Consider the following 24,413-nt stretch of genomic DNA (forward strand, 5'->3'; position numbering starts at 1 on the left):
GGTGACGCCGTTGTCACTTTGAGCAACTAGATATTGAAAGTATCCAGTGCTAGATAGTGACAGTATCGAGCTGGGGTGTCCAATCACAACGTCCGATCACGACGTCCGATCACGACGCCCCCTCACGACCGCCCGCGCCCGGCCGCACCACCGACAGGAAGCTGCATGAAGATCTCGGAGCTCAGCCGCAGAACCGGCGTACCGGTCGCCAGCATCAAGTACTTCCGCAGGGAGGGCCTGCTGCCCGCCGGGCGGGCGACGGCCGCCACGCTGGCCGAGTACGGGGAGGAGCACGCGCAGCGCCTCCGGCTGATCAAGGCGCTGACCACCCTGGGCGGACTGTCGATCGCCGCCACCCGCGACGTCCTGACGGCGGTCGACCGGTCGAACAGCACCGACGGCACCCTCAAGGCCATCAGCTACGCCCTGCCGGTGCCCGTCGCACAGGCCCCGACCGGGGACGCGGACGAGGAGGCGCATGCCGAATCGGCCGCGGAGGCGGACGTGGCCGGGCTGATCGAGGCCATGGACTGGCAGGTGCCGGACGCCTCCCCGCACATCCGGGGGCTGACCACCACGCTGAAGGAGCTCCGCCGGCTCGACGCGGACTACCGCCCGGAGCGGCTCGTCGCCTACGCGGAACTCGCCCGCTCCATCGCCCGCCTGGACCTGGAGCGCGCGGCCGCCTTCGAGGACTCCTCCACCCTGGCCGAGCAGGCGGTCGTGGTCCTCGCCCTCTCCGGCCCGCTGCTCGAACTCCTGCGGCGGCTCGCCCAGGAGGACCAGGTCCGCCGCCGGACGTCCTTCGAGGAGCCCGACACCCGCGGTTAGTGTCCGCCGATGGAGATCTTCCATCCGCGCTGCTTCGTGGCGGTCGCCGAGGACCTCGACTTCTCCCGGTCCGCACGCCAACTGCACATGGCCACCTCGCCGTTGAGCCGGCGGACAAGGGACCTGGAGCGCGAGCCCGGCCAACGGCTGTTCGACCGCGATGCGCACCATGTGGGCCATGACCGGCGCCGGCGCGGCGCTGCTGCCCGTCGCGAAGGACGCCCTCGGCCGGTTCGACGACATCCCCCGGCAACTGCGCCGGGCCCTGGGGCCCGAGCGGCAGACGGAGTACGTGGGGGTGGCGCCGGCCCTGCACCCGCGGCTGCGGGAGCGGCTGGAGGCGGGCCCCGGAGGTGAACCGTCCGCAGCGCATCGACGGCTTCGCGACACCGCCGCCGTCCTGGCGTGGTGGCCTGACAGGCGCCGGGCATCTCGGTACGGGCCTACGAGGTGGCCCGCGAATACGCCGTCATCCGCGCGCAGTTCGGCAGGCCCATCGGCTCGTTCCAGCTGATCCAGGATCTCCTGGTGAAGATGCCCGGCAACATCACCGCGACGTCCGGCATGGTCGTCCGCCTCGACCAGCACTGGTCGCCGCCGGCCGGGACAGCGCCGAACAGGCCGCGTTCGCCAAGGCGTTCACCACGCCGACGCCGAGGCCGTCCACTCCTTCGAGGGCTCCCGGGAAACGAACACCCTCATCGTCGGAAAGGCCCTCACCGGGTACAGCGCCTTCGTGTGACGGGCGGGCGGGCACGGCTGAGTGAGGCCGGACCATTTCCGGAAATGGTCCGGCCTCACTCAGCCGGTCCAACCGGACGGGCGGCTTGATCGAATGCCCCCGAGACTGACCATATGACAGTCATCGGCACATGGAACCTGGAGAACCTGTTCCGCTTCGGGGAGAGATTCGGCCCCAAGACGAAGCCGGAGTACGAGGCCAAGATCAAGGGCCTCGCCAAGACCATCAACAGACTGTCCCCCGACCTCCTCGGCATCCAGGAGATCGGCAACCTCGAAGCCCTGGCCGACCTGGTCGGCCTGCTGGACGGCGACTGGCACACGGCGCACTCCGAACACGCCGATCCCCGGGGCATCTTCGTCGGATTCCTCAGCCGCCTGCCCCTGACGGTCGTCAAGGACACCGAGGTCCTGCCCCCGCCCCTGAGCTCGGTGCAGACCGAGGACAACGGCTCGCTGTCCGATTCGACGGGCCGTGGCCTGCTGGCCGTGAAGGTGAAGCCGGCGGCCGGGCACACGCTCCACCTCGCGGTGTGCCACCTGAAGTCGAAGCTCCTCACCTTCCCGGCCCCGCCGCCCCAGCGCCACACACCGCACGACGAGGGCGAACGCGCCCGCTACAACGCCTACGCGCTGTTCCGGCGGGGCGCCGAGGCCGTGGCCCTGCGGTCCCTGGCCGACGAGCTCCTGCAGGGCGACGGGAAGAAGCACGACGTGGTCGTCATGGGGGACCTCAACGACGGCCCCACCGCCGCCACCACCCAGATCCTCTACGGCCCTCCCGGCTCCCAGATCGGAACCGGCGGGTTCGACCGCCCGGACAAGGGCGACAAGGCGCGGCTGTGGAACCTGGCGCCTCTGATCGCGAAGGATCCGGTCTCCCGCGTCTTCGAGGGACAGCCCGAACTGATCGACCACATCCTGGTGAGCCACGGGCTCCTCCCCCGCGTCCAAAAGGTCTTCACCGGCGCCCTGGAACCCCTCCCGGACGTCAACGAGGACCCGGCCGAACGCCGCGGCAAGCCGATCTCCGACCACGCGCCGGTCCTCGCCGAGCTGAAGTACTGACCGCTTGACCGCTCACGGAGACCGGTACCGCGTGGTGCAGGCATAGGCGATCCAACGCCCGCCGCCCGCACGGGAAATGGCGTCCCGCTTGGCCTCGCTCTCCGTGGCGCCCTGGCCGCCCCAGTAGTAGCGGGTGCCGGGGTTGTACGCGACGGCGCCGCAGCTGTTGACGAACCGCGTGAGGACCCTGCAGCCCGTATCGGAGCACCTGTTCAGTGCCGCCCGGTCGGCGGCGTTCACGGAGCCGTAGTCCCAGGACGATCCGTAGCCGCCGTTGTACCCCACGGCTATGGCGCCGTAGTAGTCCGGCCGTGGAGGGGGTGGCGGGGGCGGGGCCGGATCGGACGCGGGGGTGTCGTCATCCGACGGCTCCGGCGCGGCCGGTTCCTCGTAGGTGCGGCCCGGAGGGCCCGGCGTCGCCGAATACGAGGTCGGGGAAGGGCATCTGACTCGTCGTCGGACGAGCCGCTCCCGCGCACGAGGAACGCGACGAGAAACAGGGCGGCCACCACGGCGAGGGCACCGGCGAGGACCCTGGAGGACCGCGTCCGGCGTGGCGGGGACGTGATCCATGGGCGGTGCCCCGGAGCGGGGCCGGGAGCCGCCGGAGGGGACGACGGCGAAGGCGACGACGGCCGAGGCCCTCCGGCCGGGCGCGGCGCGGCCGGAGGTGCGGCGGGGGCGTTCGACGCCGTCACGGCGGCCGCCGTCGGCCTCGTTGATCCTCCTGTCGGTCACCCGGTGGACCGCGCCCTGGCCGCCCTGCCCGAGGCGGCGGTCCAGGACGAGGGAGGCGTGGTCGACAGGAGGAGGACTCATGGCTCCGCTGCCGCGGTGCGGGGCCGGACCACCAGCAGGGCCCGGTCGTCGTCGAAGGTCTCCCGGGAGAAGTCCAGCACGTGCGCGAGCCACAGGGGTGGCGGAGGCTCGGCGAGGTTGCGGGCGAACAGCGCGCCGACCAGGCCGTGACCTGAAGACGAACTCCCCGATCCATATAGGGATGTGACGTGGTATCAGCGGAGTCGGCGCAGCGGATCAGGTGCCGACGTAGGCCGCGAGGTGCTCCCCGGTGAGGGTGGAACGGGCGGCGACGAGGTCGGCGGGAGTGCCCTCGAAGACGATCCGGCCGCCGTCGTGTCCGGCGCCGGGGCCGAGGTCGATGATCCAGTCGGCGTGCGCCATGACCGCCTGGTGGTGCTCGACGACGACGACCGACTTGCCGGAGTCGACGAGCCGGTCGAGCAGGCCCAGCAACTGCTCGACGTCCGCGAGGTGCAGGCCGGTGGTCGGCTCGTCGAGGACGTAGACCCCGCCCTTGTCGGCCGTGTGCGTGGCCAGCTTGAGCCGCTGCCGCTCGCCGCCGGACAGCGTGGTGAGCGGCTGGCCGAGGCTGAGGTAGCCGAGCCCGACGCCGGCCAGCCGGCCGAGGATCTTGTGCGCGGCCGGCGTGCGCGCCTCGCCCGCGCCGAAGAACTCCTCGGCCTCGGTCACCGGCATCGCGAGCACCTCGCTGATGTCCCGCCCGCCGAGCCGGTACTCCAGCACCGACGCCTGGAACCGCTTCCCCTCGCACTCCTCGCAGGTGACGGCGACACCGGCCATCATCGCCAGGTCGGTGTAGACGACGCCGGCGCCGTTGCACCCGGGGCAGGCGCCCTCGGAGTTGGCGCTGAACAGCGCCGGCTTCACGCCGTTGGCCTTCGCGAACGCCTTGCGGATCGGGTCGAGCAGTCCGGTGTACGTCGCCGGGTTGCTCCGGCGCGAGCCGCGGATCGGCGCCTGGTCCACCGACACCACACCCGCCGGGGCCGGGAGGGACCCGTGCACGAGCGAGCTCTTGCCGGAGCCCGCCACTCCGGTGACCACGCAGAGCACCCCGAGCGGGATGTCGACGTCGACGCCCCGCAGATTGTGGGTCGTCGCCCCGCAGATCTCCAGCCTGCCGGTGGGCCTGCGCACCGTCTCCTTGACGGCGGCCCGGTCGTCGAAGTGCCGGCCGGTGACGGTGCCACCGGCCCGCAGCCCCTCGACGGTGCCCTCGAAGCAGACCGTGCCGCCCGCCGTACCGGCGCCGGGGCCGAGGTCGACGACGTGGTCGGCGATCGCGATCGTCTCCGGCTTGTGCTCCACGACGAGCACCGTGTTGCCCTTGTCCCGCAGCCGCAGCAGCAGGCCGTTCATCCGCTGGATGTCATGCGGGTGCAGCCCGGTGGTCGGCTCGTCGAAGACGTAGGTGACGTCGGTGAGCGCGGACCCGAGGTGGCGGACCATCTTGACGCGCTGCGCCTCGCCGCCCGACAGCGTGCCGGCCGGCCGGTCGAGCGAGAGGTAGCCGAGCCCGATCTCCGTGAACGAGTCGAGGGTGTGCCGCAGCGCGTCGAGCAGCGGCTTCACCGAGGGCTCGTCGAGACCGCGGACCCACTCGGCCAGATCGCGGATCTCCATCGCGCAGGCGTCGGCGATGCCGGTCCCCTCGATCTTCGACGACCGGGCCGCCTCGCCGAGCCGGGTCCCGTCGCACTCGGGGCAGGTCGTGAACGTGACCGCCCGGTCCACGAACGCCCGGATGTGCGGCTGCATCGCCTCCTTGTCCTTGGAGAGCATCGACTTCCGGACCCGCGGGACCAGTCCCTCGTAGGTCATGTTGATGCCCGCGATCTTCATCCTGGTCGGCTCGCGGTGGAGGAGGTCGTGCAGCTCCTTCTCGGTGAACTCGCGGATCGGCTTGTCCGGGTCGAAGAAGCCCGATTCGCTGTAGAGCCGGGAATTCCAGCCGCCCCCGGTGTAGCCGGGGATCGTGAACGCGCCCTCGTTGAGCGACTTGCCGTCGTCGTACAGCTGGGACAGATCGATGTCGGAGACCGCGCCCCGGCCCTCGCATCGCGTGCACATGCCGCCGGTCCGCCGGTACGTCGCCTTCACCGTCTTCCTGTCACCGCGCTCGACGGTGATCGCGCCGCTCGCCCGGACCGAGGCGGTGTTGAAGGAGTACGCGCTGGGCGGGCCGATGTGCGGCTTCCCGAGCCGGCTGAAGAGGATGCGCAGCATCGCGTTGGCGTCCGTGGCGGTGCCGACCGTGGAACGCGGATCGGCGCCCATCCGCTGCTGGTCGACGACGATCGCGGTGGTGAGCCCTGCGAGCACGTCGACCTCGGGCCGCGCCGGTGTCGGCATGAAGCCCTGCACGAAGGCGCTGTAGGTCTCGTTGATCAGCCGCTGCGACTCCGCGGCGATCGTGTCGAACACCAGCGAGCTCTTGCCCGAGCCGGAGACGCCGGTGAAGACCGTCAGCCGACGCTTGGGGATCTCGACGCTGACGTCCTTGAGGTTGTTCACGCGCGCGCCGTGCACGCGGATCAGCTCGTGACTGTCGGCCGTGCTCATCGTGTCTCCCTCGCGCTCCGACGCTGTTCACTGGTCCGGTCGAGGATATGAGCAGGCACTGACAGAGCAGCCCTCACGCGTCCTGGAGCAGCCCGAGGACGTTGCCGTCGGGGTCGGTGACGGTGGCCACCAGCCGTCCGCCGCCGACGTCGCGCGGGGGCTCCTTCACGGTGGCACCGGCGGCGGTCACCTCGGCGAGCTTCGCCTCGATGTCCGGTACGTGCCAGTAGGCCACCGGCGAGGTCATGCCCTGCGGCCCGCCGCCCGGCACGAGCCCGATGTGCTGACCGGCGGCATCGAAGCCGACGTAATAGGGCGCGTCGGCGCTCGGCTCCACTCCGAGCAGAGCGGTGTACACCGCCTTGGCCGCCGCCAGATCGGAGACGGGATGCAACACGGTCTTGATCCCCCGCGTGGACGAACCAGTCATGATCACTCCTCAGAGGCTGACGGGCGGACCTCACCCGTGCCCAGCATGATCACGGCCCGGGGCCGCATCGGCTCCTCGCCGCGCCGCGAGAGCAGCACCACGTCCTCGACCACGGTCGGCAGCGCCCCGATGCGGCCGGCACACTCGGCGGCCAGCCGCCGCGGCTCGCGCGTACGCCCGAGGGACAGATGCGGGGTGAAACGCCCGCCGCAGAGCGGGAACCTCGACGCCAGCGCCCGCCGGAGCCGGACCCACGGCACCGCACCCGCCGCGGCCGGATCGAGCCACACCGTCGCGTAGTGCCGGTGCCGGAAGTACCGCACACCGGCCAGCCGCGCCGCGAACGCCGGAATCTCGGCCGCCCCGGCGGACAGCAACGGCAGCGCCCGCCCGAACTCCTCCTCCGGCACGAAGCCGAACAGCAGATTCACATGCGGCGCCGGCCACCGCCGCACCTGCGGATCGTGCTCCCGACGAATGTCCTGAATCACCGGCCAAAGCTCCCCCGGCGGCAACCAGGCCACCGCCGTCCGAGCCGTAGGCTCCACCGCGAGCACATCCACCGGCTCGGCCCCGCCGTAAACCCGCTCACCGTCCACACCACCATGGTCCGGACCGCACCGGAATCACACGAGTCGGCGAACAACCCAACCAACGGACAACGCACCCGGAAAAACCGGAAGCCCGTCTCCGCATCACTGCGAAAACGGGCTCCAACTTGCGTAAAAACAAGTCGGGACGGCGGGAACACAACCACCACCTCCAGTTCGGCGCCTCAACCGCTGCCCCGGTCGTCTCCCACTGTCAAGGAGTGCCAGGTCACGGCCCGAGGCCGCATGGGCTCCTCGCCGCGCGCCCGGTCGGACGGCCACAATGACCACAGTTATTAAACGTGCAACTACTGGAGCTTGGGGCGGGACGACTCAAGCACTTACCACCACTGGTAGGATCGGAACCATGAGCGGTAGCAAGAAATATTCGATCAGCCTCCCCGAGGATCTTGCGGAAACCGTACGGGCTCATGTCGGCCCCGGGAGCTTCTCGGCCTACGTTGCCGAAGCCTTGGAACAACGGGTCGCCATGGACAAGCTCCACGAGATCGTCACCGACTTCGGGACCGACAACGACGAGCTGACCCGAGCCGAGGTCGAAGCGGCCCGCGCGCTGCTGCGGCACGACCACCGCCGCTCGGGCGGGGCTGCTGCCTGATGCCCGGCACGCTCCTGCTCGACGCTGAAGGCCTCTCCAAGCTCTACCTCAAGGACCGCACTGTCACGGCCTTTGTCCAAGCCGCCGCGGAAGAGGGTGCGCGTGTGGCCACCAGCGCCATGACCACACTGGAAGCCGACTACGAGCGCATTCACCCTGCCCGCATCAAATGGGTCCTTTCCCGTATCGACGTGCACGACGTGACGAAAGGGATCACCGACCAGGCCGCTGCGCTACTGCGCACTCACCATCTGCACGGCCACAAGTACACCATCGACTCGGCCCTCGCGGCCATCGCGCGTACCGCACCCGGGCCCGTTACCGTCCTCACTTCCGACCCCGAGGACCTCACACTGCTCTGCGGACCCACCATCGAGATCACCAAAGTCTGAGCATGCCCCGGGGCAAGCCGCCTTGCACCGGCCTCCGAAACTCCGTCTTGCCCGAGGACCTGTTCAGGGCGGGGACTTCGAGACCGCTGGGGCGCTCCGAGCACGCCCAGGCTCACATCAGTCAATTCACTCGCCATTGACGCCATTTGACCCGAGTCAAGGTGCGCTGGCCACTCTCACTTGCGAAAGTGCGTCGGCGAGCGGTCACCGGGACCGTACGGGGGCCAATTCCACCCAACGACAAAGGCCGTTCCCGATCATCGGAAACGGCCTTCGACCTGCGAAAATCGCTGGTCGGGACGGCGGGATTTGAACCCACGACCCCTTGACCCCCAGTCAAGTGCGCTACCAAGCTGCGCCACGTCCCGGTGCCCGTCCGGCCCGGGCTTTCGCCCTTGCCGACCGCGCAAGAGAACAATACCGCACGCCGCGGGGTGGTCGCGCACGGATTCGGAGGCGGGGGCGGGGGCGGTCAGCAGGTGAGGCAGTCGTCCTCGGGGGCGGGGCGGCGGGGGGTGCGGCGCTCGGGTATCGGGGGTTCGTCGCCGAGGAGGTAGCGGGCTCCGGCACCGTGGCCGGCGGCGGCGTCGTTGGGGTTGTAGATCGCGCACTTGCGCAGGGAGAGGCAGCCGCAGCCGATGCAGCTGGTGAGGCGGCGCTTGAGACGCTCCAGCTCGTCGATGCGCTCGTCGATGCGCCGGGTCCAGGTGCGGGCGACGCTGTTCCACTGGGTGGCGGTGGGGGCGCGGTCCTCCGGCAGGCGGCCCATGGCCTGGCGGGCCTCCTCCAGCGAGAGCCCGACGGCCTGGGCGGCGCGGACGAAGGCGACGCGGCGCAGCGTGGCCCGCGCGTAGCGGCGGCGGCCACCCGGAGTGCGTTCGGAACGGATCAGGCCGAGTTCCTCGTAGTAGCGCAGGGCGGAGGCCGCGAGGCCGCTGCGGGCGGCGAGTTCGCCGATGGTCATGAGTTCCGTCGGGTCGGTCATGCCCGCAGAGCGTAGCGGTCCGGTCACTCTGGCGAGTGATCGCCCTTGACTTCAAGCGCACTTGAAGTTGCAGCCTGATCCACATGACCTCGACTTCGGTGGACACGACGTACACGTACGACGACCTCGCCGGTCTCATGAGCCTGATGACCGGCGACGAGAAGCACGGATTCGCGGCGACGTCGACGCTCGACGCCCTGTGGGTGCTCTACGACCGGGTCCTGCGGGTCGCCCCGGAGACGATCGACGCGCCGGACCGGGACCGCTTCCTGCTCTCGAAGGGGCACGGGCCCATGGCGTACTACGCCGTGCTGGCGGCCAAGGGCTTCCTGCCCGTCGAGTGGCTGAGCGGCTTCGGCTCGTACGGCTCGCCGCTGGGGCACCATCCGGACCGGACGCTGGTGCCCGGCGTGGAGATCGGCAGCGGTTCGCTCGGGCACGGGCTGCCGCTCGCGGTGGGCACGGTGCACGGGCTGCGGGCCCGGGGGCTGACCGGTCCCCGGGTCTGGGTGCTGATCGGGGACGGGGAGCTGGACGAGGGCAGCAACCACGAGGCGATCGCCTACGCCGGCGCCACGGGCCTCGACCGGCTGCACACAGTGGTGATCGACAACAGCACGGCCACCCACGGCTGGCCCGGCGGCATCGCCCCCCGGTTCGCCGCCGCGGGCTGGTCGGCGGTGACCGTGGACGGCCGGGACCACGAGGCGCTGTACGAGGCGTTCACCGCGCCGCACCCCGGGCAGCCGCGCGTCGTGGTGGCCCGGGTGGAGAAGGTCGTCCAGGTCGAGCCCGCCCACCACTGAACGCCACCGCTGAACGCCACCGCTGAACGCAATCAACCGAAGGGACCGATCGTGGACACCATGCGCGAACGCTTCGCGACCACCGTCTCCGGGATCCTCGACACGGACCCCCGCACTGCGGTCGTCCTGGCCGACATCGGCGTCGCGGGGTTCGACGAGGCCCGCACCGCCCACCCGGACCGGGTGATCAACGTCGGCATCCGCGAACAGCTCCTGCTGGGGCTGGGCGGCGGCCTGGCCCTGGCCGGGCTGCGGCCGATCGTCCACACCTTCGCGAGCTTCCTGATCGACCGGGCCTTCGAGCAGATCAAGCTGGACTTCGGCCACCAGGACACCGGCGGCGTACTGGTCAGCGCCAACGCCTCGTACGACTGGCCGGCGGGCGGCGTGACGCACATGTCGCCGGGGGACGTCGCACTCCTGGACACGCTCGACGGCTGGACGCAGCACGTTCCCGGGCACCCGGACGAGGCGGAGACGCTGCTGCGCCGGGCGGTGGCCGCCGGCAACGACAAGGTGTACGTCCGGCTGTCGGCCCAGACCAACGCCGAGCCCCGGCCGGTCACCGGCGGGGGCTTCCTGCGGGTGCGCGAGGGGCGCCGCGGGGTGGTGGTGGCCGTGGGGCCGATGCTGGACAACGCGCTGGAGGCCGTGGCCGGCCTGGACGTCACGGTGCTCTACGCGACGACGGTCCGGCCCTTCGACGGCGCGGGCCTGCGCTCGGCCGTCGGCGCCGGCCCGGCGGACGTCGTGCTCGTCGAGCCGTACGTCGCCGGCACCTCCACGGCCGCGGCGAACGACGCCCTGGGCCACATGCCGCACCGGGTGCTGGGGCTCGGCGTCCCGCGCAAGGAGCTGCGGCGGTACGGCTCGCTCGACGAGCACGTGACCGGAGTGGGGCTGGACCCGCGGTCGTTGCGGCAGCGGGTCACCGCGTTCCTGAACTGAAACCCCGTTCCTGAACGGAAGAAGCGCGAACCGAAGAAGCGCGAGGGCGCGGGGTGTTGACCGGGGGCCCGGGCACCGTGAACCATGATCCTTCGCGATGCCGCCATCGCGCCCCGCGCAACTCCCTCACCGCAGGAGGACAGTTGGACGTCCAGGGCCCCCAGGGCACCCACCCCTCTCCCCTCAGCAGACGCGGATTCCTCCAGGCCACCGCGGGCACCGCCGCCCTCGTGGGAATAACCGGCACACTCGGGGCGGAAGCGGCGGAAGCAGGGGAGGCGGCGGCCGGAGCGGCCGCCGGGCCGCCCGTCCTCTCCTTCACCGGCGCCACCAACGGCGCGGCCTCCGTCTTCGGCGACCGCGTCGTCGCCGAGGTGCAGAACGTCCTGTGGTCGCTGCCGCGCAAGGGCGGCGACGCCGTCGCGATCACCCCGCCGGACCTGGAGCCGACCCGGCCGGTGCACTCCCCCGACGGCCGGCTGCTGGCCGTCGCCGCCTACCGGGGCGGCGGCTTCCACATCTGGACGCTGCGCCCCGACGGCTCCGGCCTGCGGCAGCTGACCGACGGCGCCTGGGACGACCGGGGCCCGGCCTGGTCGCCCGACGGCACCCGGATCGCCTTCGCGTCCGAGCGCGACGGCGATCCGGTGACCGGCAGCCCCTACCGGATCTGGACGGTGGACGTCCGCACCGGCGCGCTCACCCGGATCACCGGGCTGCCGGACCAGGAGGGCCCGGAACAGGACGGCGCCTGGGAGGACTTCGACCCGGCCTGGTCGCCGGACGGCAAGCGGCTGCTGTTCGTCCGCGCCCGCGCGGCCGGCGGCGCGCTCCAGGCCCGTACGGTGGCGTCCGTCGCCGCCGACGGGCGCGGCGCGGTCCGCACCGAGCTCACCGATCCGACGAAGGAGGCGAAGGCGCAGGTCATGACGCCCGCCGTCGGCCCGGGCGGGCGGCTGGCCTATCTGCGCACGACGCCCGCGCCCGCGGCCTCCTGCACCCTGGTCGTGGACGGGGCGGCGGTGGCGGTCGAGGGCGACGTCGAGCCGGTGCCGCCGCGCTGGGTCTCCCGGGACGAGCTGCTGCTCACCGTCGAGGGCCAGTTCCGGATCGTCAAGGTGGACGGCAGCGGGCGGGCGGCGGCGATCCCGTTCACCGCGAAGCTGCCGCTCGACCGGCCGCGCTACCGCGTCAAGCGCTACGACCTCGCGGTCGGCGGGGCGGGCACGGTCCGCTCGGTGCACCTGCCCGCGCTGTCCCCGGACGGCCGCAAGGTCGCCTTCGCCTCCCTCAACTCCCTCTGGATCAAGGATATTTCCGGCGGCTCCGCGCCCCGCCGGGTGCTGCGCGCGGACCCCACCCGCTACCTCCTGGCACCGTCCTGGACGGCCGACGGCAAGGCCCTCATCTACGCGGACGACCGCGCCGGGCTGCTGGCCGTCCGCCGCCACGACCTGGCCTCCGGCGAGGACACCGAGCTGGCCGGCGGCGGCCGGGTGAGTCCGGCCCTCTCCCCCGACGGCAAGCGGCTGGCCTGCCTCGACCTGTCGGGCAACCTGCTGGTGCGCGACCTGGCGGCGGGCACGGACCGCGTCCTGGCGACGCCCATGGGCGGGGGCGGTCTGCCGGGCCGCCCCAGCTGGTCGCCCGACGGCCGCTACCTCGCCTACTGCGACCGCAACCGCCTCAACCAGCGCTTCCGCGAGGGCTACAACCTCATCCGCGTCGTGGACACGGCCGACGGCGGCTCCCGGCTGCACGCCCTCGCCCCGCACGCCTCCGTCTCCGACCGCTTCGACGCGGGCCCGGTCTGGTCCCCCGACGGCCGCTCGATGGCGGTGATCAGCGAGTCCGCGCTGTGGCTGCTGCCCGTCCGGCCCGACGGTACGCCGGCGGGTGCGCCGCACCGGCTCACCGACGAGGCCGCCGACCACCCGTCGTGGTCCGCGGACTCCCGCCACATCCTCTACCTTTCGGCCGGCCGCCTGCGCCTGCTGGACGTCGAGGGCGGCCGGGCCTGCACGATCCCGGTCTCCCTCGGCTACCGGCGGCCCACGCCCGCCGACACGGTGGTGCACGCCGGGCGATTCTGGGACGGCACCGGCGACACCGTCCGCGAGGACGTGGACGTCGTGGTGCGCGACGGCCGGATCGCCGCCGTCGAGCCGCACCGGGCGCGCCGGTCCGCGAAGCGGCGGATCGACGCGTCGCGGCGCACGGTGCTCCCGGGCCTGTGGGACGCCCACACCCACCCCTGGCAGAACACCTTCGGCGGCCGGCAGACGGCGCTCCAGCTCGCCTACGGCATCACCACCGCCGTCTCGCTCGGCGGCGCGGCCTACGAACAGGCCCGTATCCGCGAGGCGGTGGCGGCCGGGGAGCTGGCCGGGCCGCGCCTGCTGACCTGCGGCGAGCTCCTCGACGGCGCCCGCGTCGCGTACAGCATGGGCCGGGCGCACCGCACCCGCGAGGGCCTGCGCCGCTCGCTCTCCCGCGCCCGGGCGCTGGACTGGGACTTCGTGAAGACCTACGTCCGGGCCCCCGGCTGGATCATGACGGAGTCGGCCCGGGTCGCCCACGAGGAGCTGGGCGTGCGCACCGGCTCCCACCTCTGCTCGCCGGGCATCCAGCTCGGCCAGGACCTGACGACCCATCTGCAGGCTACCCAGCGGCTGGAGTTCGGGCACGCGACGACGGCGACCGGCCGGGCCTTCGAGGACGTGCGGGAGATCTACACCCGTACCGACTTCCACCTCATCGCCACCCTCTTCACCTCCGTCCCGCTGCTGGGCGCCGCGCCGGCCCTGGCGGAGGACCCGCGGGTGACGCGGCTGATGCCGCCGTGGGACGTGGAGCTGGTCCGCAAGACGGCCGGCGCGAAGCCCACGGACGACCAACTGGCCACGCTGCGGCGGGAGGTGGAGGTCTACCGCCGGGTCCTGTCCGGCGGCGGCCTGGTCGCCCTCGGCACGGACGCCCCGCTGGTCCCGGTCGGCCTCTCCCTCCACATGGGCCTGCGGGCCCTGCACCGCCACGGCCTGTCGGCGGCGGAGGCCCTGCGGACGGCGACGCTGCTGCCCGCCCGGGTCTTCGGCGCGGAGCGCGACCTGGGCTCCCTGGAGCCCGGCAAGCTGGCCGACATGACCGTCGTCGACGGCGACCCGTTCGACGACTTCGACGCGCTGGTGCGGACGGAGTCGGTGCTGCGCGGCGGAGTGCCGTTCGCGCAGGCCGACTTGGTGGCCGCCTACGGGCGGGACGAGGCCCCCGCCCTGCGCGGCGGGAGCACGACGCACGGCGAGGACTGGCTGGAGGTGGGCCGGAGGCTGCGGCGCGACTCCTGCTGCGACCCGGAGCACCTGCAGCACTGAGCCCCGCGCGCCCCGGCCCGTCGCGTCACCCCTCGGTGACCAGGGCCGGGGCGGCGGCGGCCATCGGCGGCAGCGCCGGCCAGCCCCCGGCGGGAGTCACGGCCGCCTCCCGCCACCAGGCGTCCGGCACCAGGCCGTCCGCCGGCTCGAAGGGCTGCCCGGGCCGGGGCACCGCGTACCGCGCCCCGGCCCGGCGGGCCGCCACGACCGTGCGGTCGGCCGGCTCGGCCCAGGGGTGCGGGGCGAGGTTGAAGGTGCCCCAGTGGATCGGGAGCAGGACGCCGCGCGCGGGATCGCCGCCCTGGAGGTCGAGGTGGGCGCGCAGCCCCTCCTCGGGCGTCATATGGATGTCGGGCCACATGTCCGAATAGGCCCCGATCTGCACCATCGTGGCGTCGAACGGCCCGTACTGCGCGCCGATCTCCGCGAAGCCCGGGAAGTAGCCCGTGTCCCCGCTGTGGAAGATCCGGTGCCCGTGCCCCGCGACCACCCACGACGCCCACAGCGTGTGCTGGGTGTTGCGCAGCGCCCGCCCGCAGAAGTGACGGGCGGGGGTGGCCGTGAGGGTGAGGCCGCCGGCCGTCGTGGACTCGTGCCAGTCGAGCTCGGTGATCCGCCCGGCCGGGACGCCCCAGTGCTCCAGGTGGGCGCCGACCCCCAGCGGCACCACGAAGGCCGCTCCGCTGCGGATCAGGGCGCGGACGGTGGGCATGTCCAGGTGGTCGTAGTGGTCGTGCGAGATGACCACGACGTCCAGGGGGCCGGTCTCGGCCAGCGGTACGGGCACGGGGTGCATCCGGCGCGGTCCGGCGAAGGCGAACGGCGAGCAGCGCTCGGACCAGACCGGGTCGAACAGGACGCGCCGCCCGTCGATCTCGGCCAGCACGCCGGAGTGTCCCATCCAGGTCAGCCGCAGCCCCGAGGCGGGGGGCGCGGCGAGGTCGGCGACGGTGGTCGGGTGCACCGGAATCGCGCGGACGGGGGCGCGGCGGACGCGCTCCTCCTTGCGGAAGTAGGTGGTCAGGAACGCCGCCATGGACCCGGACGGCGTCCGGGAGGCGGCGACGGGATTGACGAACACCCCGTCCCGGAAGTTCGGCGACCGCCTGATGCGTGCCATCCGCTCCCCCGACGGGCCGGCGCCGAAGGCCGCGGGGCGCAGGGCGTCGAGCGGTGAGCTGGTCGGGCGGAAGCCGGTCACGGCACCTCCAAGGGTTGTCCCACGAGTCGTCTCCATTATCCGCCGGGCTCCCGGAAGGGCCCGGTCACAGGCCGCTGACCCGCAGCGTCACGTTCAGCCGGCCGGTCAGGCCGAGGTCCGCGGGGGCGGTGCCCGGGAAGGTCCGGGGGACGCCGTGGTAGGCGAGGCGGGAGGGGCCTCCGAAGACGAACAGGTCGCCGCTGCGCAGCTCGACGTCCGTCCAGGGCCGGGTCCGGGTGCGGGTGTTGCCGAACCGGAAGACGCAGGTGTCGCCGAGGCTGAGCGAGACGACCGGGGCGGACGACTTCTCGTCGCTGTCGCGGTGCGGGCCCATCTTCGCCCCGGCCCCGTAGAAGTTCACCAGGGCGATGTCGTACGGCTCGTCGCCGCCGTCCGTGCCGTAGGCGCGGGCGACCGCGTCCCGGGCGAGGGCGTCCAGCCGGCCGGGGAACGGCTTGACCGGGGTTCCGTCGCCGTCGACGACGGTGCGGGCGTAGCCGTACGGGTACCAGTGCCAGCCCAGGCACACGGTGCGGACGGACATCTCGCCGCCGCTGGGCATGCGGACGGTGCGCAGACCCGCCGGCGGCCGGGCCCACTCCCGGCAGGCCGCCAGCAGCCGGCGCTGGGCGGGCCCGTCGAGCCAGCCGGGGACGTGCACGGCGCCCGGGGCGACCTCGGCCGACGGGCGGGGGAACAGCTCGTCGTCCATGCGGCCAGCCTAACCGGGCGCCTCGGTTCCAAGAGCGTCAGTGCTTGACGCCCACACCGCCGTAGAAGGCGACTCTGGCCAGCTCGGACGGTATGGGCGTCTCGCCGTCCGGGCGCCAGAGCGGCACCTGGACCAGGCCCGGCTCCATCAGGTCGTAGCCGTCGAAGAACGGCAGGATCCCCTCGTAGCCGCGCACGGTCAGCTGGGCCGTGGCGTTGCGGTAGAACTCGGCGGCGTCGCCCTCGACATGGCGGTGGAAGTCGCCGGTGCCGTGGGTCAGGACGAGACAACTGCCCTTGGGGAGCGCCTCGGAGAGCCGGGCGATGATGCCGGCCGGGTCCTCCTCGTCCTTGACGAAGTGCAGGACGGCGACCAGCAGCAGCGCCACCGGCTCGCCGAAATCGATCAACTCCCGCACCACCGGGTGCCGCAGGATCGCCTCCGGCTCCCGCACGTCCGCGAGCACGAACCCGGTGTTTCCGGCGCTCGTCAGCTTGGCGCCCGCGTGCGTCGCCACGATCGGGTCGTTGTCGACGTACGCCACCCTGACGCCCGGATCGACATCCCGTGCCACCTCATGGGTGTTGGGCGACGTCGGAATGCCGGTACCGACGTCGATGATCTGCCGGATGCCGCCGCGCACCACCTCGCGCACCGCCCGCAGCAGGAAGTCCCGGTTGGCGCGGGCGCTGGGCCGGGCGTCGGGGACCATCTGGATCACGCGCTCGGCGGCCTGGCGGTCCACTTCGTAGTTGTCCCAGCCGCCGAGGTAGTAGTCGTACATCCGCGCCGGGTGCGGCCGGCTCGTGTCGATTTGGTCGGGCGGGAAGCCCTGCTCAGTCACGCCGTGTCCTGCCTTTCGCCTTGCCCGTGGGTCGGCGGCCGTCGTCGACGGGGCGCCGGTGGAGTGCCGATGAAGTGCGGATCGGGTACGGAGGACGCCCGGCGGCGTCCCGGCTCACGTGCGCGGTCCCCCGTCCGCGCCGGCGAGCAGGAAGTCGGCCTGGCCGGCCTTCGCGCCCCGGATGAAGGTCTCGATCTCGCTGTGCGTGTAGATCAGCGCGGGCCCCTCCGGGTCCGTGGACTGGCGCAGGGCGACCCGCCCGTCCCCCAGCCGCATGGCTTCGACGCAGCTTCCCCCGTTGCCCCCGCTCCACGGCTTGCGCCACCCCTCGGTGCCGAGGTCGGCGGCGGGCATGCCGTTGTAGATGCGATCCATGGTTCAGATCTCCTTACGAATGCCACCCAGGAAAGCCTTGGTGGTGTGTGCGGGGGCGGCCTGCGCGCACAGCCGGTCCAGGGCCTCCAGGAAGGCCGAGACGTCCTCGCGCTGGTCGAAGTAGGAAGCGCCGATGAGGTTTTCGGCGTAGGCGATGTCCGGGAGCTCCTCGATGGGGAACCGGAAGATGTGGAACGGGCCGTACATCGCCGGGTGCGGCCCGGCGGCGAACGGAATGATCTGGAGCCGCACGTGCGGCAGGGCGGTGGCCTCGATGAGCCGGGACACCTGGGCGCGCATGACCTCCGGTCCGCCGATGGGACGGCGCAGCACGGTCTCGTCCATCACCACCCACAGCAGGGGCGGCTTCTCCCGCGCGAGCAGGTGCTGCCGCTCCCGGCGGACGGCGACGGCGCGCTCGATCTCGGACTCGGGGGCGTGCGGCTGGCCGGCCCGGAGCACGGCCCGCGCGTACTCCTCCGTCTGCAACAGCCCGGGTATGTAGTGCGGTTCGTAGGCCCGGATGAGGTTCGCCTCCCCCTCCAGGCTGACGAACGCGCTGAACCAGTCGGGCAGGACGTCGCGGAAGCGGTGCCACCAGCCGGGGCGGTTGGCCTCGCGGGTGAGCGCGAGGAAGCCCTCGACCTCGGCCGGGTCGTCCACGCCGTAGATCCGCAGCAGCTTCTCGACGTACGGGATCTTCAGGCCGACCTCGGCCTTCTCCATCCTGCGGATCGTGGCGTGCGTGACGTCCAGGGCCCGGCCCGCCTCCTGGAAGGAGAGCCCGGCCGCCTCCCGCAGGTCGTGCAACCGCTTGCCCAGGACGACCCGCAGCACGGTCGGGGCCCCTGCCGGCCGCGCTTCCCCCACTGGTCCCCTCCTGAACGGACTCCCGCCAACTGCCGTCATGTGCCAGCAGTGTGCCACGCAGCGTGCGAAGCCGACAGGTTGTGCTTCCGATTCTGCAAATTACAGACTGAAGCTTGCCACACCTGACTCACATCGCACATAGTTGCGGAGTGGTCCCCTCCCAAGACGCACCTTTGCTGGGGCGCCGCGGCGGCTGCTTCGGCGGGCGCCCGACGGACGCCTACGCCTTTCACTTCCCGGCTCTCAACGCCTCGGTGGCGGAGGCGCGAAGACGAGTCCTCACCCGGCTGCGGGAGTGGGGCATCGACGAAACCGCCTGCGACGACGCCCAGTTGGTCGTCTCGGAACTCTTCACCAACGCGGTGCGGCACACGGACAGCGACAAGGTCAGCTGCCAGGTACGGGTCGGCCCGGCGCTCGTGCGCATAGAGGTGGCGGACCACGGCTGCGCGACGACGGAACCACGGGCGAGGTGCAGCGGCGCGGACGAGGAGAGCGGCCGGGGCCTTCTCCTGGTGGGCGCCCTCTCCCAGGCGTGGGGCGTCCGCCCCGACGACGGAGGCGGCCGGGGCCGGGTGGTGTGGGCGGACCTGCCGCACCGGACGACCTGTACCGCCCCGCCCAAGGGCGCGGCGTTCGGCCCACGCTGAGCGCTCCGACGCCCCCGGGATGCGCCCCGCGCCGCGCCGGATATTCAGCGTGGGCGATATTCAGCGCGGGCGCGCACAATCAGCCCGTCCGGCGCTTGAGGACTCCGCCCGAAGGGCAGACGGGGTCCGGGGTCTCCCCGGAAGAAACGGTGAAAGGGCGGGGCGGGGGCTCAAGCCCGTCCGGCGCTTGAGGACAACCGCGCGGAGCGCGGTTGCGGAGCCCCCGGTGGGGTACAGGGGTGAAGCCCCGCGTCCCCGGCGCGCACCGCGTGCCCCGGGGTGGCGCAGGGGCTCAGCCCCCGCGGAAACGGCGAAAGGGCGGGGCGGGGAGAACAAACCCCCCGCCGCCCCCCCTACAGCGGCAACAAATCCGGCCGCTTCGGCTCCACATTGTCCCCCGACGACTCCCCCCGGAGCCTCCGCCCGATCCACGGCACCAAATGCTCCCGCGCCCAGTGCACATTGTCCCGCCGCACCTCCGCCGGCGTCCGCGCGTCCTCCGCCGGCCACGGCTGGTCCGGATCGGCCGGCACGGCCAGCCCCAGCACCTGCGCCGCGCGCAGCGCGACCCGCGTGTGCCCGTCGGCCGACAGGTGCAGCCGGTCCTCGCTCCAGGCCCGCCGGTCCTGCACCGACCGCAGGGACCACAGATCCAGCACCGGACACCCGTGCCGGTCGGCGATGGCCCGCACATGGGCCGTATAGGTCGCGATCTTGCCGCGCAGATGCTTCAGCACCGGCATCCCCCGGGTGTCGAACCCGGTGCACACCAGCACCGTCCCCACGGACGACGCGAGGTCCGCGACCGCCGCCTCGTAGCGCTCGGCCACGTCGTCCGGGTCGGACCCGGGCCGCAGGATGTCATTGCCCCCCGCGCAGAACGTGACGAGGTCCGGCCCCAGTTCCTTCGCCCGCGGGACCTGCTCCTCGACGATCTGGTCGAGCAGCTTGCCGCGCACCGCGAGGTTGGCGTACCGGAAGGCCCCTTCCTCCCGCTCGTCCGCGTCGGCCAGGAGTACGGCCAGTCGGTCGGCCCAGCCGATGAACGAGTCGCCGGGCCCCGGATCGCCGACGCCCTCGGTGAAGCTGTCCCCGACGGCTGCGTACGACCCGATCGCGCTCTTGCTCAATGAATTCGAATCGTCTGCCACGTCAGCACATCATTCCGGCTCCCGAGTGACCTACGCCACCGTAACCAGGGGTTGACGGGCCGTGATGTATCCCACCCCGAATTCAGCACAGCGCCCGGAATAAGCCACTGCCCATCGGCGTATGGTCCGTTCAGCCGCCGCACGACGACCGACGTCGCACACACGGCGGACCAGAGCCGCGATCAGAAGGAGTTGCCCGTGACCCAGACGCCGCAGGTCCCCGCCACCGAGCCCCTGCTGGCCAATGTTCTCAACTTCCGTGACCTGGGCGGCCTGCCGGCCGCGGACGGGCGGCGGGTCAGGCCCGGCGCGCTGTTCCGCAGCGGCCATCTCGCCCACGCCACGGAGGAGGACGCGGCCTTCCTGGGCTCGCTGGGCCTGCACACCGTCCTGGACTTCCGCAACGAGGGCGACATCGCCCAGGAGGGCCCGGACGTCACGCTGCCCGGAGTCCGGAACCTCAACGTCCCGATGACGGACCCGGCGGACGGCAAGGAGTTCTGGCGGATGGTCCGCGAGGGCGGCCCGGAGCTGCTGCGCACGGCCCTGGGCGAGGGCCGGGCCGCACAGCGCATGGAGAACACCTACCGGGACGTGATCACGGCCCGCACCGCGGAGCACAGCCGGGTCGTGCACACCCTGGCCGAGGGCTCGGTGCCCGCGCTGCTGCACTGCGCGGCGGGCAAGGACCGCGCGGGGCTGGCGATCGCCGTGACCCTGCTGGCCCTGGGCGTACCGCGGGACGCCATCGAGGCGGACTACCTGGAGTCCAACGCGCCGCACCGCCGCTACCGGCTCAAGCGCTCGGCGGAGACCTCCCCCGAGGTACTGGAGCTGCTGTCGCCGCTGTTCGAGGCCCGCGCCGGCTACCTCGCCGCCGCGTTCACCGCGCTGGACGAACGGTGGGGGACGACCGACCGCTACCTCACCGAGGGCCTCGGCCTCACCGCCGCCACCCGTGAGCGGCTGCGCGATCTGCTGCTGACGGACTGACCCGCCAATCCGGGGGGACCGTCCCCAAGGGAAACGGTCCCCCCGAAAAAACCTCAGCGGTTGGCCACCGCCTGCTTCACCAGCGTCCGCCCGAAGTCCCACATCAGCGACCCGCCCCCGTGGGCGTCGTCCATGACGGCGGTGAAGGCGTCCACGAAGCGGTCCACCTCCCGCTCGCCGACGACCAGCGGCGGGATCAGCTTGATGACCTCCAGGTGGTCCCCCGAGACCTGGGTGAGGATCCGGTGCTTCCGCAGCAGCGGCACCACGACCATCTGCGCGAACAGCCCTTTGCGGGCCGCCTGGAGCATCGTCCAACGACCGCGCAGCCCCAGCGACTTGGGCCGCCCGAACTCGATGCCGATCATCAGCCCCCGGCCGCGCACGTCGTGCAGCAGCTCGTACTTGTCCACCAGCGCGGCGAGTCTGGACCGCAGCAGGTCGCCGGTGACCCGGGCGTTCTCGACCAGCCGCTCGTCCTCCATGACCGCCAGCACCGCCAGACCCGCCGCCATCGCCTGGGCGTTGGAACCGAAGCTCGCGGAGTGGACGAGGACCCGGTCCATGGACGAGTAGACCTTCTTGAAGATCCAGTCCTTGCCGAGCGTGGCGCCGACGGGCACGTAGCCGCCGGACAGCGTCTTCGCCACGCACACCAGGTCCGGCTCGACGCCGGCCTCGTGCTGGTAGGCGAAGAACGCCCCGGTGCGCCCGATGCCGGTCTGCACCTCGTCGGCGATGAGCAACGCCTTGTGCCGGTGCAGCAGTTCCTGGGCGGCGCGCAGATAGCCGGGCGGGGCCTCGTGGACGCCCTTGCCCTGGACCGGCTCGACGATCAGCCCCGCGACGTCCCCGCGCCGCAGCTCGCGCTCCAGCGCGTCCAGGTCGCCGAGCGGGACGGCGGTGTCCGGCAGCAGGGGGGCGAAGCCGTCCCGGAAGCCGTCCTCGCCGTTGACCGAGAGCGAGCCGGTGGTCAGCCCGTGGAAGGCGTGCGCGCAGTACAGCACGCGCGGTTTGCCGGTCGCGTAGCGGGCGAACTTCAGCGCGGTCTCCACCGCCTCCGTCCCGCTGTTGCCGAAGAACACCCGCTCCAGGTGCGGGGTGTACGTCAGCAGCTTCTCGGCGAGCAGACCGGGCAGCGGCTGGCAGTCGAAGCGGGTCAGGTCGGCCAACGAGGCGTCCAGCACGTCGTGCAGCGCCTTGCGGACGACCGGGTGGTGCCGGCCGACGCCCATCACGCCGAACCCGGCGAGCATGTCGAGGTAGTCCTGCCCGTCCGCGTCCCAGAAGTAGGCGCCCTCGGCCCGCTCGTAGACCTTGTCGAAGCCGATGGTGTGCAGCATCCGCGGCAGCTGATGGTTGAGGTGCCGGGTGTGCAGCTCGTACCGTTCGGCGCCGCGCTCGGCCAGCAGCCGGGCGAGGTCGAAGCCCTTGACGTCTTCGGCGGTCATGCGTGGTTCTCCTCACGGGCCGGGGCCGCGGCGCCCCCGCCCTTCCTACGGGCCAGGACCGCGCTGATCCGGCCGGCGATCTCGGCGGGGGTGAGCCCCAGGTCCGCCAGGACCTCGCCGCGCTTGGCGTGCGGGAGGAACTGCTCGGGAATGCCCATGGCCTCGACGGGCAGGTCCACGTCCGCGTCCCGCAGCGCCTGGGCGACGGACCAGCCCACGCCCCCCGTACGGCTGTTGTCCTCGACGACGGCCACCATCCGGTACCCGGCGGCCAGTCGGGGCAGCCCGGGATCGACGGGCTTGACCCAGCGCGGGTCCACGACGGTGCATCCGGTGCCGCGCGCCCGGAGCAGCTCGGCGGCCTCCAGGGCCGTCCCGGCCATGGTGCCGACGGCGACCAGCAGCACGTCCGGCTCGCCGGTGCGGGCCAGGACGTCCATGCCGCCGACGCGGTCCACGGCCGGGATGTCCTCGCCGACGGTCGCCTTGGGGAACCGCACGACCGTGGGCGCGTCGGAGACGTCCACGGCCTCGCGGAGCTGGGCGCGCAGCCGGGCCGCGTCGCGCGGGGCGGCGATCCGCAGGCCGGGGACGACCTGGAGGATCGACATGTCCTGGTCGAAGGCCCGGTTGAGGAAGGTCGCGTAGACGGCGAAGACCGGGTGCAGACCGCCCGTCGCCAGCCCGGCCGCCGACACCGCCGCGTGCTGCTCGGCGATGCCCACGTCCCAGACCCGGTCGGGGTACTTCTCGGCGAACCCGGTGAGGCCGACGGGGTGGAGCATCGCGGCGGTGAGCGCCACCACGTCCGGCCGCTCCGCCCCGATGCGCACCATCTCGTCGCCGAACACCGAGGTCCACGAGGTGCCCGAGGCGGGCGTCAGCGGTTCGCCGGTCAGCGAGTTCATCACCCCGACGGTGTGGAAGTGGTCGGCCTCGTCCTCCAGGGCGGGTTTGTAGCCGCGCCCCTTCTGGGTGATGCAGTGCACCAGGACCGGCCCGTGGAAGCGCTTGGCCCGGCGCAGCGCCGACTCGACGGCGGCCACGTCGTGCCCGTCTATCGGGCCGACGTACTTCAGCCCCAGGTCCTCGAACATGCCCTGGGGCGCGAAGGCGTCCTTGAACCCCTTCTTCGCGCCGTGCAGCGACTCGTAGAGCGGCTTGCCCACCAGCGGCAGGCGCTGGACGGCGTCCTTGCCGCGGGCAAGGAAGCGCTCGTAGCCGTCGGTGGTGCGCAGGGTGGCCAGGTGGTCGGCGAGGCCGCCGATGGTGGGCGCGTAGCTGCGCTCGTTGTCGTTGACGACGATGATCAGCTGCCGGTCCTTGGCGGCGGCGATGTTGTTGAGCGCCTCCCAGGCCATGCCGCCGGTGAGCGCGCCGTCGCCGATGACGGCGACGACGTGCCGGTTCCAGTGGCCGAGCACCTGGTTGGCCTTGGCCAGACCGTCGGCCCAGCCGAGGACGGTGGAGGCGTGACTGTTCTCGATGACGTCGTGCTCGGACTCCTCCCGCGACGGGTAGCCCGAAAGCCCGCCCTTGCTGCGGAGCTTGGAGAAGTCCTGACGCCCCGTCAGCAGCTTGTGGACGTAGGACTGGTGTCCCGTGTCCCACAGGATCCGGTCGGAGGGCGAGTCGAATATGCGGTGCAGGGCGATGGTCAGCTCCACCACGCCCAGGTTGGGGCCGAGGTGCCCACCGGTCCTGGCCACGGCGTGGACCAGGAAGTGCCGGATTTCCTCGGCGAGTTCGTCCAGATCCTCGGCGGCCAGTGCTTTCAGGTCGCGTGGACCGCGGATGTTCTCCAGTAACGACACTCCGGCCCCCTCCTGGGATTCGTCGGCCATGATCTACCGGCCCCGCCCTGTCCGCCGGGCCGGTCTGTCGGTCCCGCTAAGGGGCCACGGTGACGGCGGGCCCACCGGAGGCGACGCCGTCCTTCTCCATCCGCTCGGCGAGCTTCTGGGCCTCTTCGATGAGGGTCTCGACGATCTTCGATTCCGG

24 protein-coding genes and 1 tRNA gene are annotated in these 24,413 nt (G+C 72.2%); 11 read left to right on the forward strand and 14 right to left on the reverse strand.

Annotated elements, in window-relative coordinates; translation table 11 throughout:
• Positions 1-165 precede the first annotated feature (165 nt).
• From I5Q34_RS28430 to I5Q34_RS28445, 4 genes are all read left to right on the forward strand, one after another.
• Positions 166-831 (forward strand): MerR family transcriptional regulator, encoded by a 666-nt coding sequence (locus I5Q34_RS28430; protein ID WP_199895313.1) that lies wholly within the window; start codon positions 166-168, stop codon positions 829-831.
• An 87-nt stretch (positions 832-918) separates the two neighbouring features.
• On the forward strand, positions 919-1,188 hold the full coding sequence (locus I5Q34_RS36170; protein ID WP_374193080.1) for a hypothetical protein: 270 nt from the start codon (positions 919-921) through the stop codon (positions 1,186-1,188).
• 93 nt (positions 1,189-1,281) lie between these two features.
• Positions 1,282-1,662: a hypothetical protein gene (locus I5Q34_RS28440; protein WP_277965567.1), complete on the forward strand. Its 381-nt coding sequence runs from the start codon at positions 1,282-1,284 to the stop codon at positions 1,660-1,662.
• A gap of 24 nt (positions 1,663-1,686) precedes the next feature.
• Positions 1,687-2,640, forward strand: coding sequence for an endonuclease/exonuclease/phosphatase family protein (locus I5Q34_RS28445; RefSeq protein ID WP_199895315.1), 954 nt, complete (start codon positions 1,687-1,689; stop codon positions 2,638-2,640).
• Positions 2,641-2,652: 12 nt separating this feature from the next.
• On the opposite strand, the gene I5Q34_RS28450 is transcribed toward I5Q34_RS28445, so the two are convergent.
• The 4 genes from I5Q34_RS28450 to I5Q34_RS28465 all read right to left on the reverse strand — a co-directional run bounded on the left by I5Q34_RS28450 (position 2,653) and on the right by I5Q34_RS28465 (position 7,053).
• Positions 2,653-3,459 carry a DUF4189 domain-containing protein gene (locus tag I5Q34_RS28450; protein WP_199895316.1) on the reverse strand — a complete coding sequence of 269 codons (807 nt, stop codon included), beginning with the start codon at positions 3,457-3,459 and terminating at the stop codon, positions 2,653-2,655.
• 216 nt (positions 3,460-3,675) lie between these two features.
• Positions 3,676-6,024 (reverse strand): excinuclease ABC subunit UvrA, encoded by a 2,349-nt coding sequence (locus I5Q34_RS28455; protein WP_199895317.1) that lies wholly within the window; start codon positions 6,022-6,024, stop codon positions 3,676-3,678.
• 73 nt (positions 6,025-6,097) lie between these two features.
• Positions 6,098-6,454, reverse strand: a complete 357-nt coding sequence (locus I5Q34_RS28460) for a VOC family protein (RefSeq protein ID WP_199895318.1) — start codon at positions 6,452-6,454, stop codon at positions 6,098-6,100.
• Positions 6,455-6,456: 2 nt separating this feature from the next.
• On the reverse strand, positions 6,457-7,053 hold the full coding sequence (locus I5Q34_RS28465) for a 2'-5' RNA ligase family protein (RefSeq protein WP_199895319.1): 597 nt from the start codon (positions 7,051-7,053) through the stop codon (positions 6,457-6,459).
• 358 nt (positions 7,054-7,411) lie between these two features.
• On the opposite strand from I5Q34_RS28465, the gene I5Q34_RS28470 reads away from it, so the two are divergent.
• Both I5Q34_RS28470 and I5Q34_RS28475 read left to right on the forward strand, forming a co-directional pair.
• Positions 7,412-7,663 carry a hypothetical protein gene (locus tag I5Q34_RS28470; RefSeq protein WP_199895320.1) on the forward strand — a complete coding sequence of 84 codons (252 nt, stop codon included), beginning with the start codon at positions 7,412-7,414 and terminating at the stop codon, positions 7,661-7,663.
• Positions 7,663-8,055, forward strand: coding sequence for a DNA-binding protein (locus I5Q34_RS28475; RefSeq protein ID WP_199895321.1), 393 nt, complete (start codon positions 7,663-7,665; stop codon positions 8,053-8,055). The genes I5Q34_RS28470 and I5Q34_RS28475 overlap by 1 nt, the downstream gene beginning before the upstream one ends.
• A gap of 291 nt (positions 8,056-8,346) precedes the next feature.
• Here I5Q34_RS28475 and I5Q34_RS28480 read toward each other — a convergent pair.
• Positions 8,347-8,423: transfer RNA gene (locus tag I5Q34_RS28480), tRNA-Pro, on the reverse strand.
• 104 nt (positions 8,424-8,527) lie between these two features.
• Positions 8,528-9,040 (reverse strand): redox-sensitive transcriptional activator SoxR, encoded by a 513-nt coding sequence (soxR, locus tag I5Q34_RS28485; protein ID WP_199895322.1) that lies wholly within the window; start codon positions 9,038-9,040, stop codon positions 8,528-8,530.
• Between the two features lie 83 nt (positions 9,041-9,123).
• Between soxR and I5Q34_RS28490 the strand changes: the two genes are divergently transcribed.
• The 3 genes from I5Q34_RS28490 (at position 9,124) to I5Q34_RS28500 (ending at position 14,165) form a co-directional block, all read left to right on the forward strand.
• Positions 9,124-9,846, forward strand: coding sequence for a transketolase (locus I5Q34_RS28490; RefSeq protein WP_199895323.1), 723 nt, complete (start codon positions 9,124-9,126; stop codon positions 9,844-9,846).
• 51 nt (positions 9,847-9,897) lie between these two features.
• The gene (locus tag I5Q34_RS28495) at positions 9,898-10,794 is read left to right on the forward strand and encodes a transketolase family protein (protein WP_199895324.1); all 897 of its coding nucleotides are present in this window, start codon (positions 9,898-9,900) and stop codon (positions 10,792-10,794) included.
• A 143-nt stretch (positions 10,795-10,937) separates the two neighbouring features.
• Positions 10,938-14,165: an amidohydrolase family protein gene (locus I5Q34_RS28500; protein ID WP_199895325.1), complete on the forward strand. Its 3,228-nt coding sequence runs from the start codon at positions 10,938-10,940 to the stop codon at positions 14,163-14,165.
• 25 nt (positions 14,166-14,190) lie between these two features.
• On the opposite strand, the gene I5Q34_RS28505 is transcribed toward I5Q34_RS28500, so the two are convergent.
• The 5 genes from I5Q34_RS28505 to I5Q34_RS28525 form a co-directional block, all read right to left on the reverse strand.
• The gene (locus tag I5Q34_RS28505; RefSeq protein ID WP_199895326.1) at positions 14,191-15,366 is read right to left on the reverse strand and encodes an MBL fold metallo-hydrolase; all 1,176 of its coding nucleotides are present in this window, start codon (positions 15,364-15,366) and stop codon (positions 14,191-14,193) included.
• A gap of 64 nt (positions 15,367-15,430) precedes the next feature.
• Positions 15,431-16,078, reverse strand: coding sequence for an alpha-ketoglutarate-dependent dioxygenase AlkB (locus I5Q34_RS28510; protein WP_199895327.1), 648 nt, complete (start codon positions 16,076-16,078; stop codon positions 15,431-15,433).
• Between the two features lie 37 nt (positions 16,079-16,115).
• On the reverse strand, positions 16,116-16,922 hold the full coding sequence (locus I5Q34_RS28515) for an SAM-dependent methyltransferase (protein ID WP_199895328.1): 807 nt from the start codon (positions 16,920-16,922) through the stop codon (positions 16,116-16,118).
• Between the two features lie 114 nt (positions 16,923-17,036).
• Positions 17,037-17,297, reverse strand: a complete 261-nt coding sequence (locus tag I5Q34_RS28520; protein WP_199895329.1) for a DUF397 domain-containing protein — start codon at positions 17,295-17,297, stop codon at positions 17,037-17,039.
• 3 nt (positions 17,298-17,300) lie between these two features.
• Positions 17,301-18,206, reverse strand: a complete 906-nt coding sequence (locus tag I5Q34_RS28525; RefSeq protein WP_234429675.1) for a helix-turn-helix transcriptional regulator — start codon at positions 18,204-18,206, stop codon at positions 17,301-17,303.
• A 110-nt stretch (positions 18,207-18,316) separates the two neighbouring features.
• Between I5Q34_RS28525 and I5Q34_RS28530 the strand changes: the two genes are divergently transcribed.
• On the forward strand, positions 18,317-18,817 hold the full coding sequence (locus I5Q34_RS28530; RefSeq protein WP_277965568.1) for an ATP-binding protein: 501 nt from the start codon (positions 18,317-18,319) through the stop codon (positions 18,815-18,817).
• A 353-nt stretch (positions 18,818-19,170) separates the two neighbouring features.
• Here I5Q34_RS28530 and I5Q34_RS28535 read toward each other — a convergent pair whose 3' ends face one another.
• Positions 19,171-19,968, reverse strand: coding sequence for an SGNH/GDSL hydrolase family protein (locus I5Q34_RS28535; RefSeq protein WP_199895331.1), 798 nt, complete (start codon positions 19,966-19,968; stop codon positions 19,171-19,173).
• A gap of 198 nt (positions 19,969-20,166) precedes the next feature.
• Here I5Q34_RS28535 and I5Q34_RS28540 point away from each other — a divergent pair, with 198 nt between their 5' ends.
• Complete coding sequence (locus tag I5Q34_RS28540; RefSeq protein ID WP_199895332.1) at positions 20,167-20,961, forward strand: tyrosine-protein phosphatase; 795 nt, start codon at positions 20,167-20,169, stop codon at positions 20,959-20,961.
• Between the two features lie 53 nt (positions 20,962-21,014).
• Here the strand turns inward: I5Q34_RS28540 and I5Q34_RS28545 are convergent, their stop codons facing one another.
• Together I5Q34_RS28545 and I5Q34_RS28550 are read right to left on the reverse strand one after the other, a co-directional pair.
• Positions 21,015-22,412 carry an aspartate aminotransferase family protein gene (locus I5Q34_RS28545; RefSeq protein WP_199895333.1) on the reverse strand — a complete coding sequence of 466 codons (1,398 nt, stop codon included), beginning with the start codon at positions 22,410-22,412 and terminating at the stop codon, positions 21,015-21,017.
• Positions 22,409-24,226, reverse strand: a complete 1,818-nt coding sequence (locus I5Q34_RS28550; RefSeq protein WP_199896029.1) for a 1-deoxy-D-xylulose-5-phosphate synthase — start codon at positions 24,224-24,226, stop codon at positions 22,409-22,411. The genes I5Q34_RS28545 and I5Q34_RS28550 overlap by 4 nt, the downstream gene beginning before the upstream one ends.
• Positions 24,227-24,413: the final 187 nt, after the last annotated feature.

Origin of the sequence: Streptomyces sp. AV19 (assembly GCF_015999245.1) — a bacterium.
In the GTDB taxonomy this organism is placed as follows: Bacteria; Actinomycetota; Actinomycetes; order Streptomycetales; family Streptomycetaceae; genus Streptomyces.

Coding starts and splice junctions, on each gene's coding strand:
- I5Q34_RS28475 (WP_199895321.1), top strand. CDS start 7,663: ATGCCCGGCACGCTCCTGCTCGACGCTGAAGGCCTCTCCAAGCTCTAC.
- I5Q34_RS36170 (WP_374193080.1), top strand. CDS start 919: ATGGCCACCTCGCCGTTGAGCCGGCGGACAAGGGACCTGGAGCGCGAG.
- I5Q34_RS28470 (WP_199895320.1), top strand. CDS start 7,412: ATGAGCGGTAGCAAGAAATATTCGATCAGCCTCCCCGAGGATCTTGCG.
- I5Q34_RS28455 (WP_199895317.1), bottom strand. CDS start 6,024: ATGAGCACGGCCGACAGTCACGAGCTGATCCGCGTGCACGGCGCGCGC.
- soxR (WP_199895322.1), bottom strand. CDS start 9,040: ATGACCGACCCGACGGAACTCATGACCATCGGCGAACTCGCCGCCCGC.
- I5Q34_RS28525 (WP_234429675.1), bottom strand. CDS start 18,206: ATGACGGCAGTTGGCGGGAGTCCGTTCAGGAGGGGACCAGTGGGGGAA.
- I5Q34_RS28490 (WP_199895323.1), top strand. CDS start 9,124: ATGACCTCGACTTCGGTGGACACGACGTACACGTACGACGACCTCGCC.
- I5Q34_RS28450 (WP_199895316.1), bottom strand. CDS start 3,459: ATGAGTCCTCCTCCTGTCGACCACGCCTCCCTCGTCCTGGACCGCCGC.
- I5Q34_RS28445 (WP_199895315.1), top strand. CDS start 1,687: ATGACAGTCATCGGCACATGGAACCTGGAGAACCTGTTCCGCTTCGGG.
- I5Q34_RS28510 (WP_199895327.1), bottom strand. CDS start 16,078: ATGGACGACGAGCTGTTCCCCCGCCCGTCGGCCGAGGTCGCCCCGGGC.
- I5Q34_RS28430 (WP_199895313.1), top strand. CDS start 166: ATGAAGATCTCGGAGCTCAGCCGCAGAACCGGCGTACCGGTCGCCAGC.
- I5Q34_RS28520 (WP_199895329.1), bottom strand. CDS start 17,297: ATGGATCGCATCTACAACGGCATGCCCGCCGCCGACCTCGGCACCGAG.
- I5Q34_RS28545 (WP_199895333.1), bottom strand. CDS start 22,412: ATGACCGCCGAAGACGTCAAGGGCTTCGACCTCGCCCGGCTGCTGGCC.
- I5Q34_RS28460 (WP_199895318.1), bottom strand. CDS start 6,454: ATGACTGGTTCGTCCACGCGGGGGATCAAGACCGTGTTGCATCCCGTC.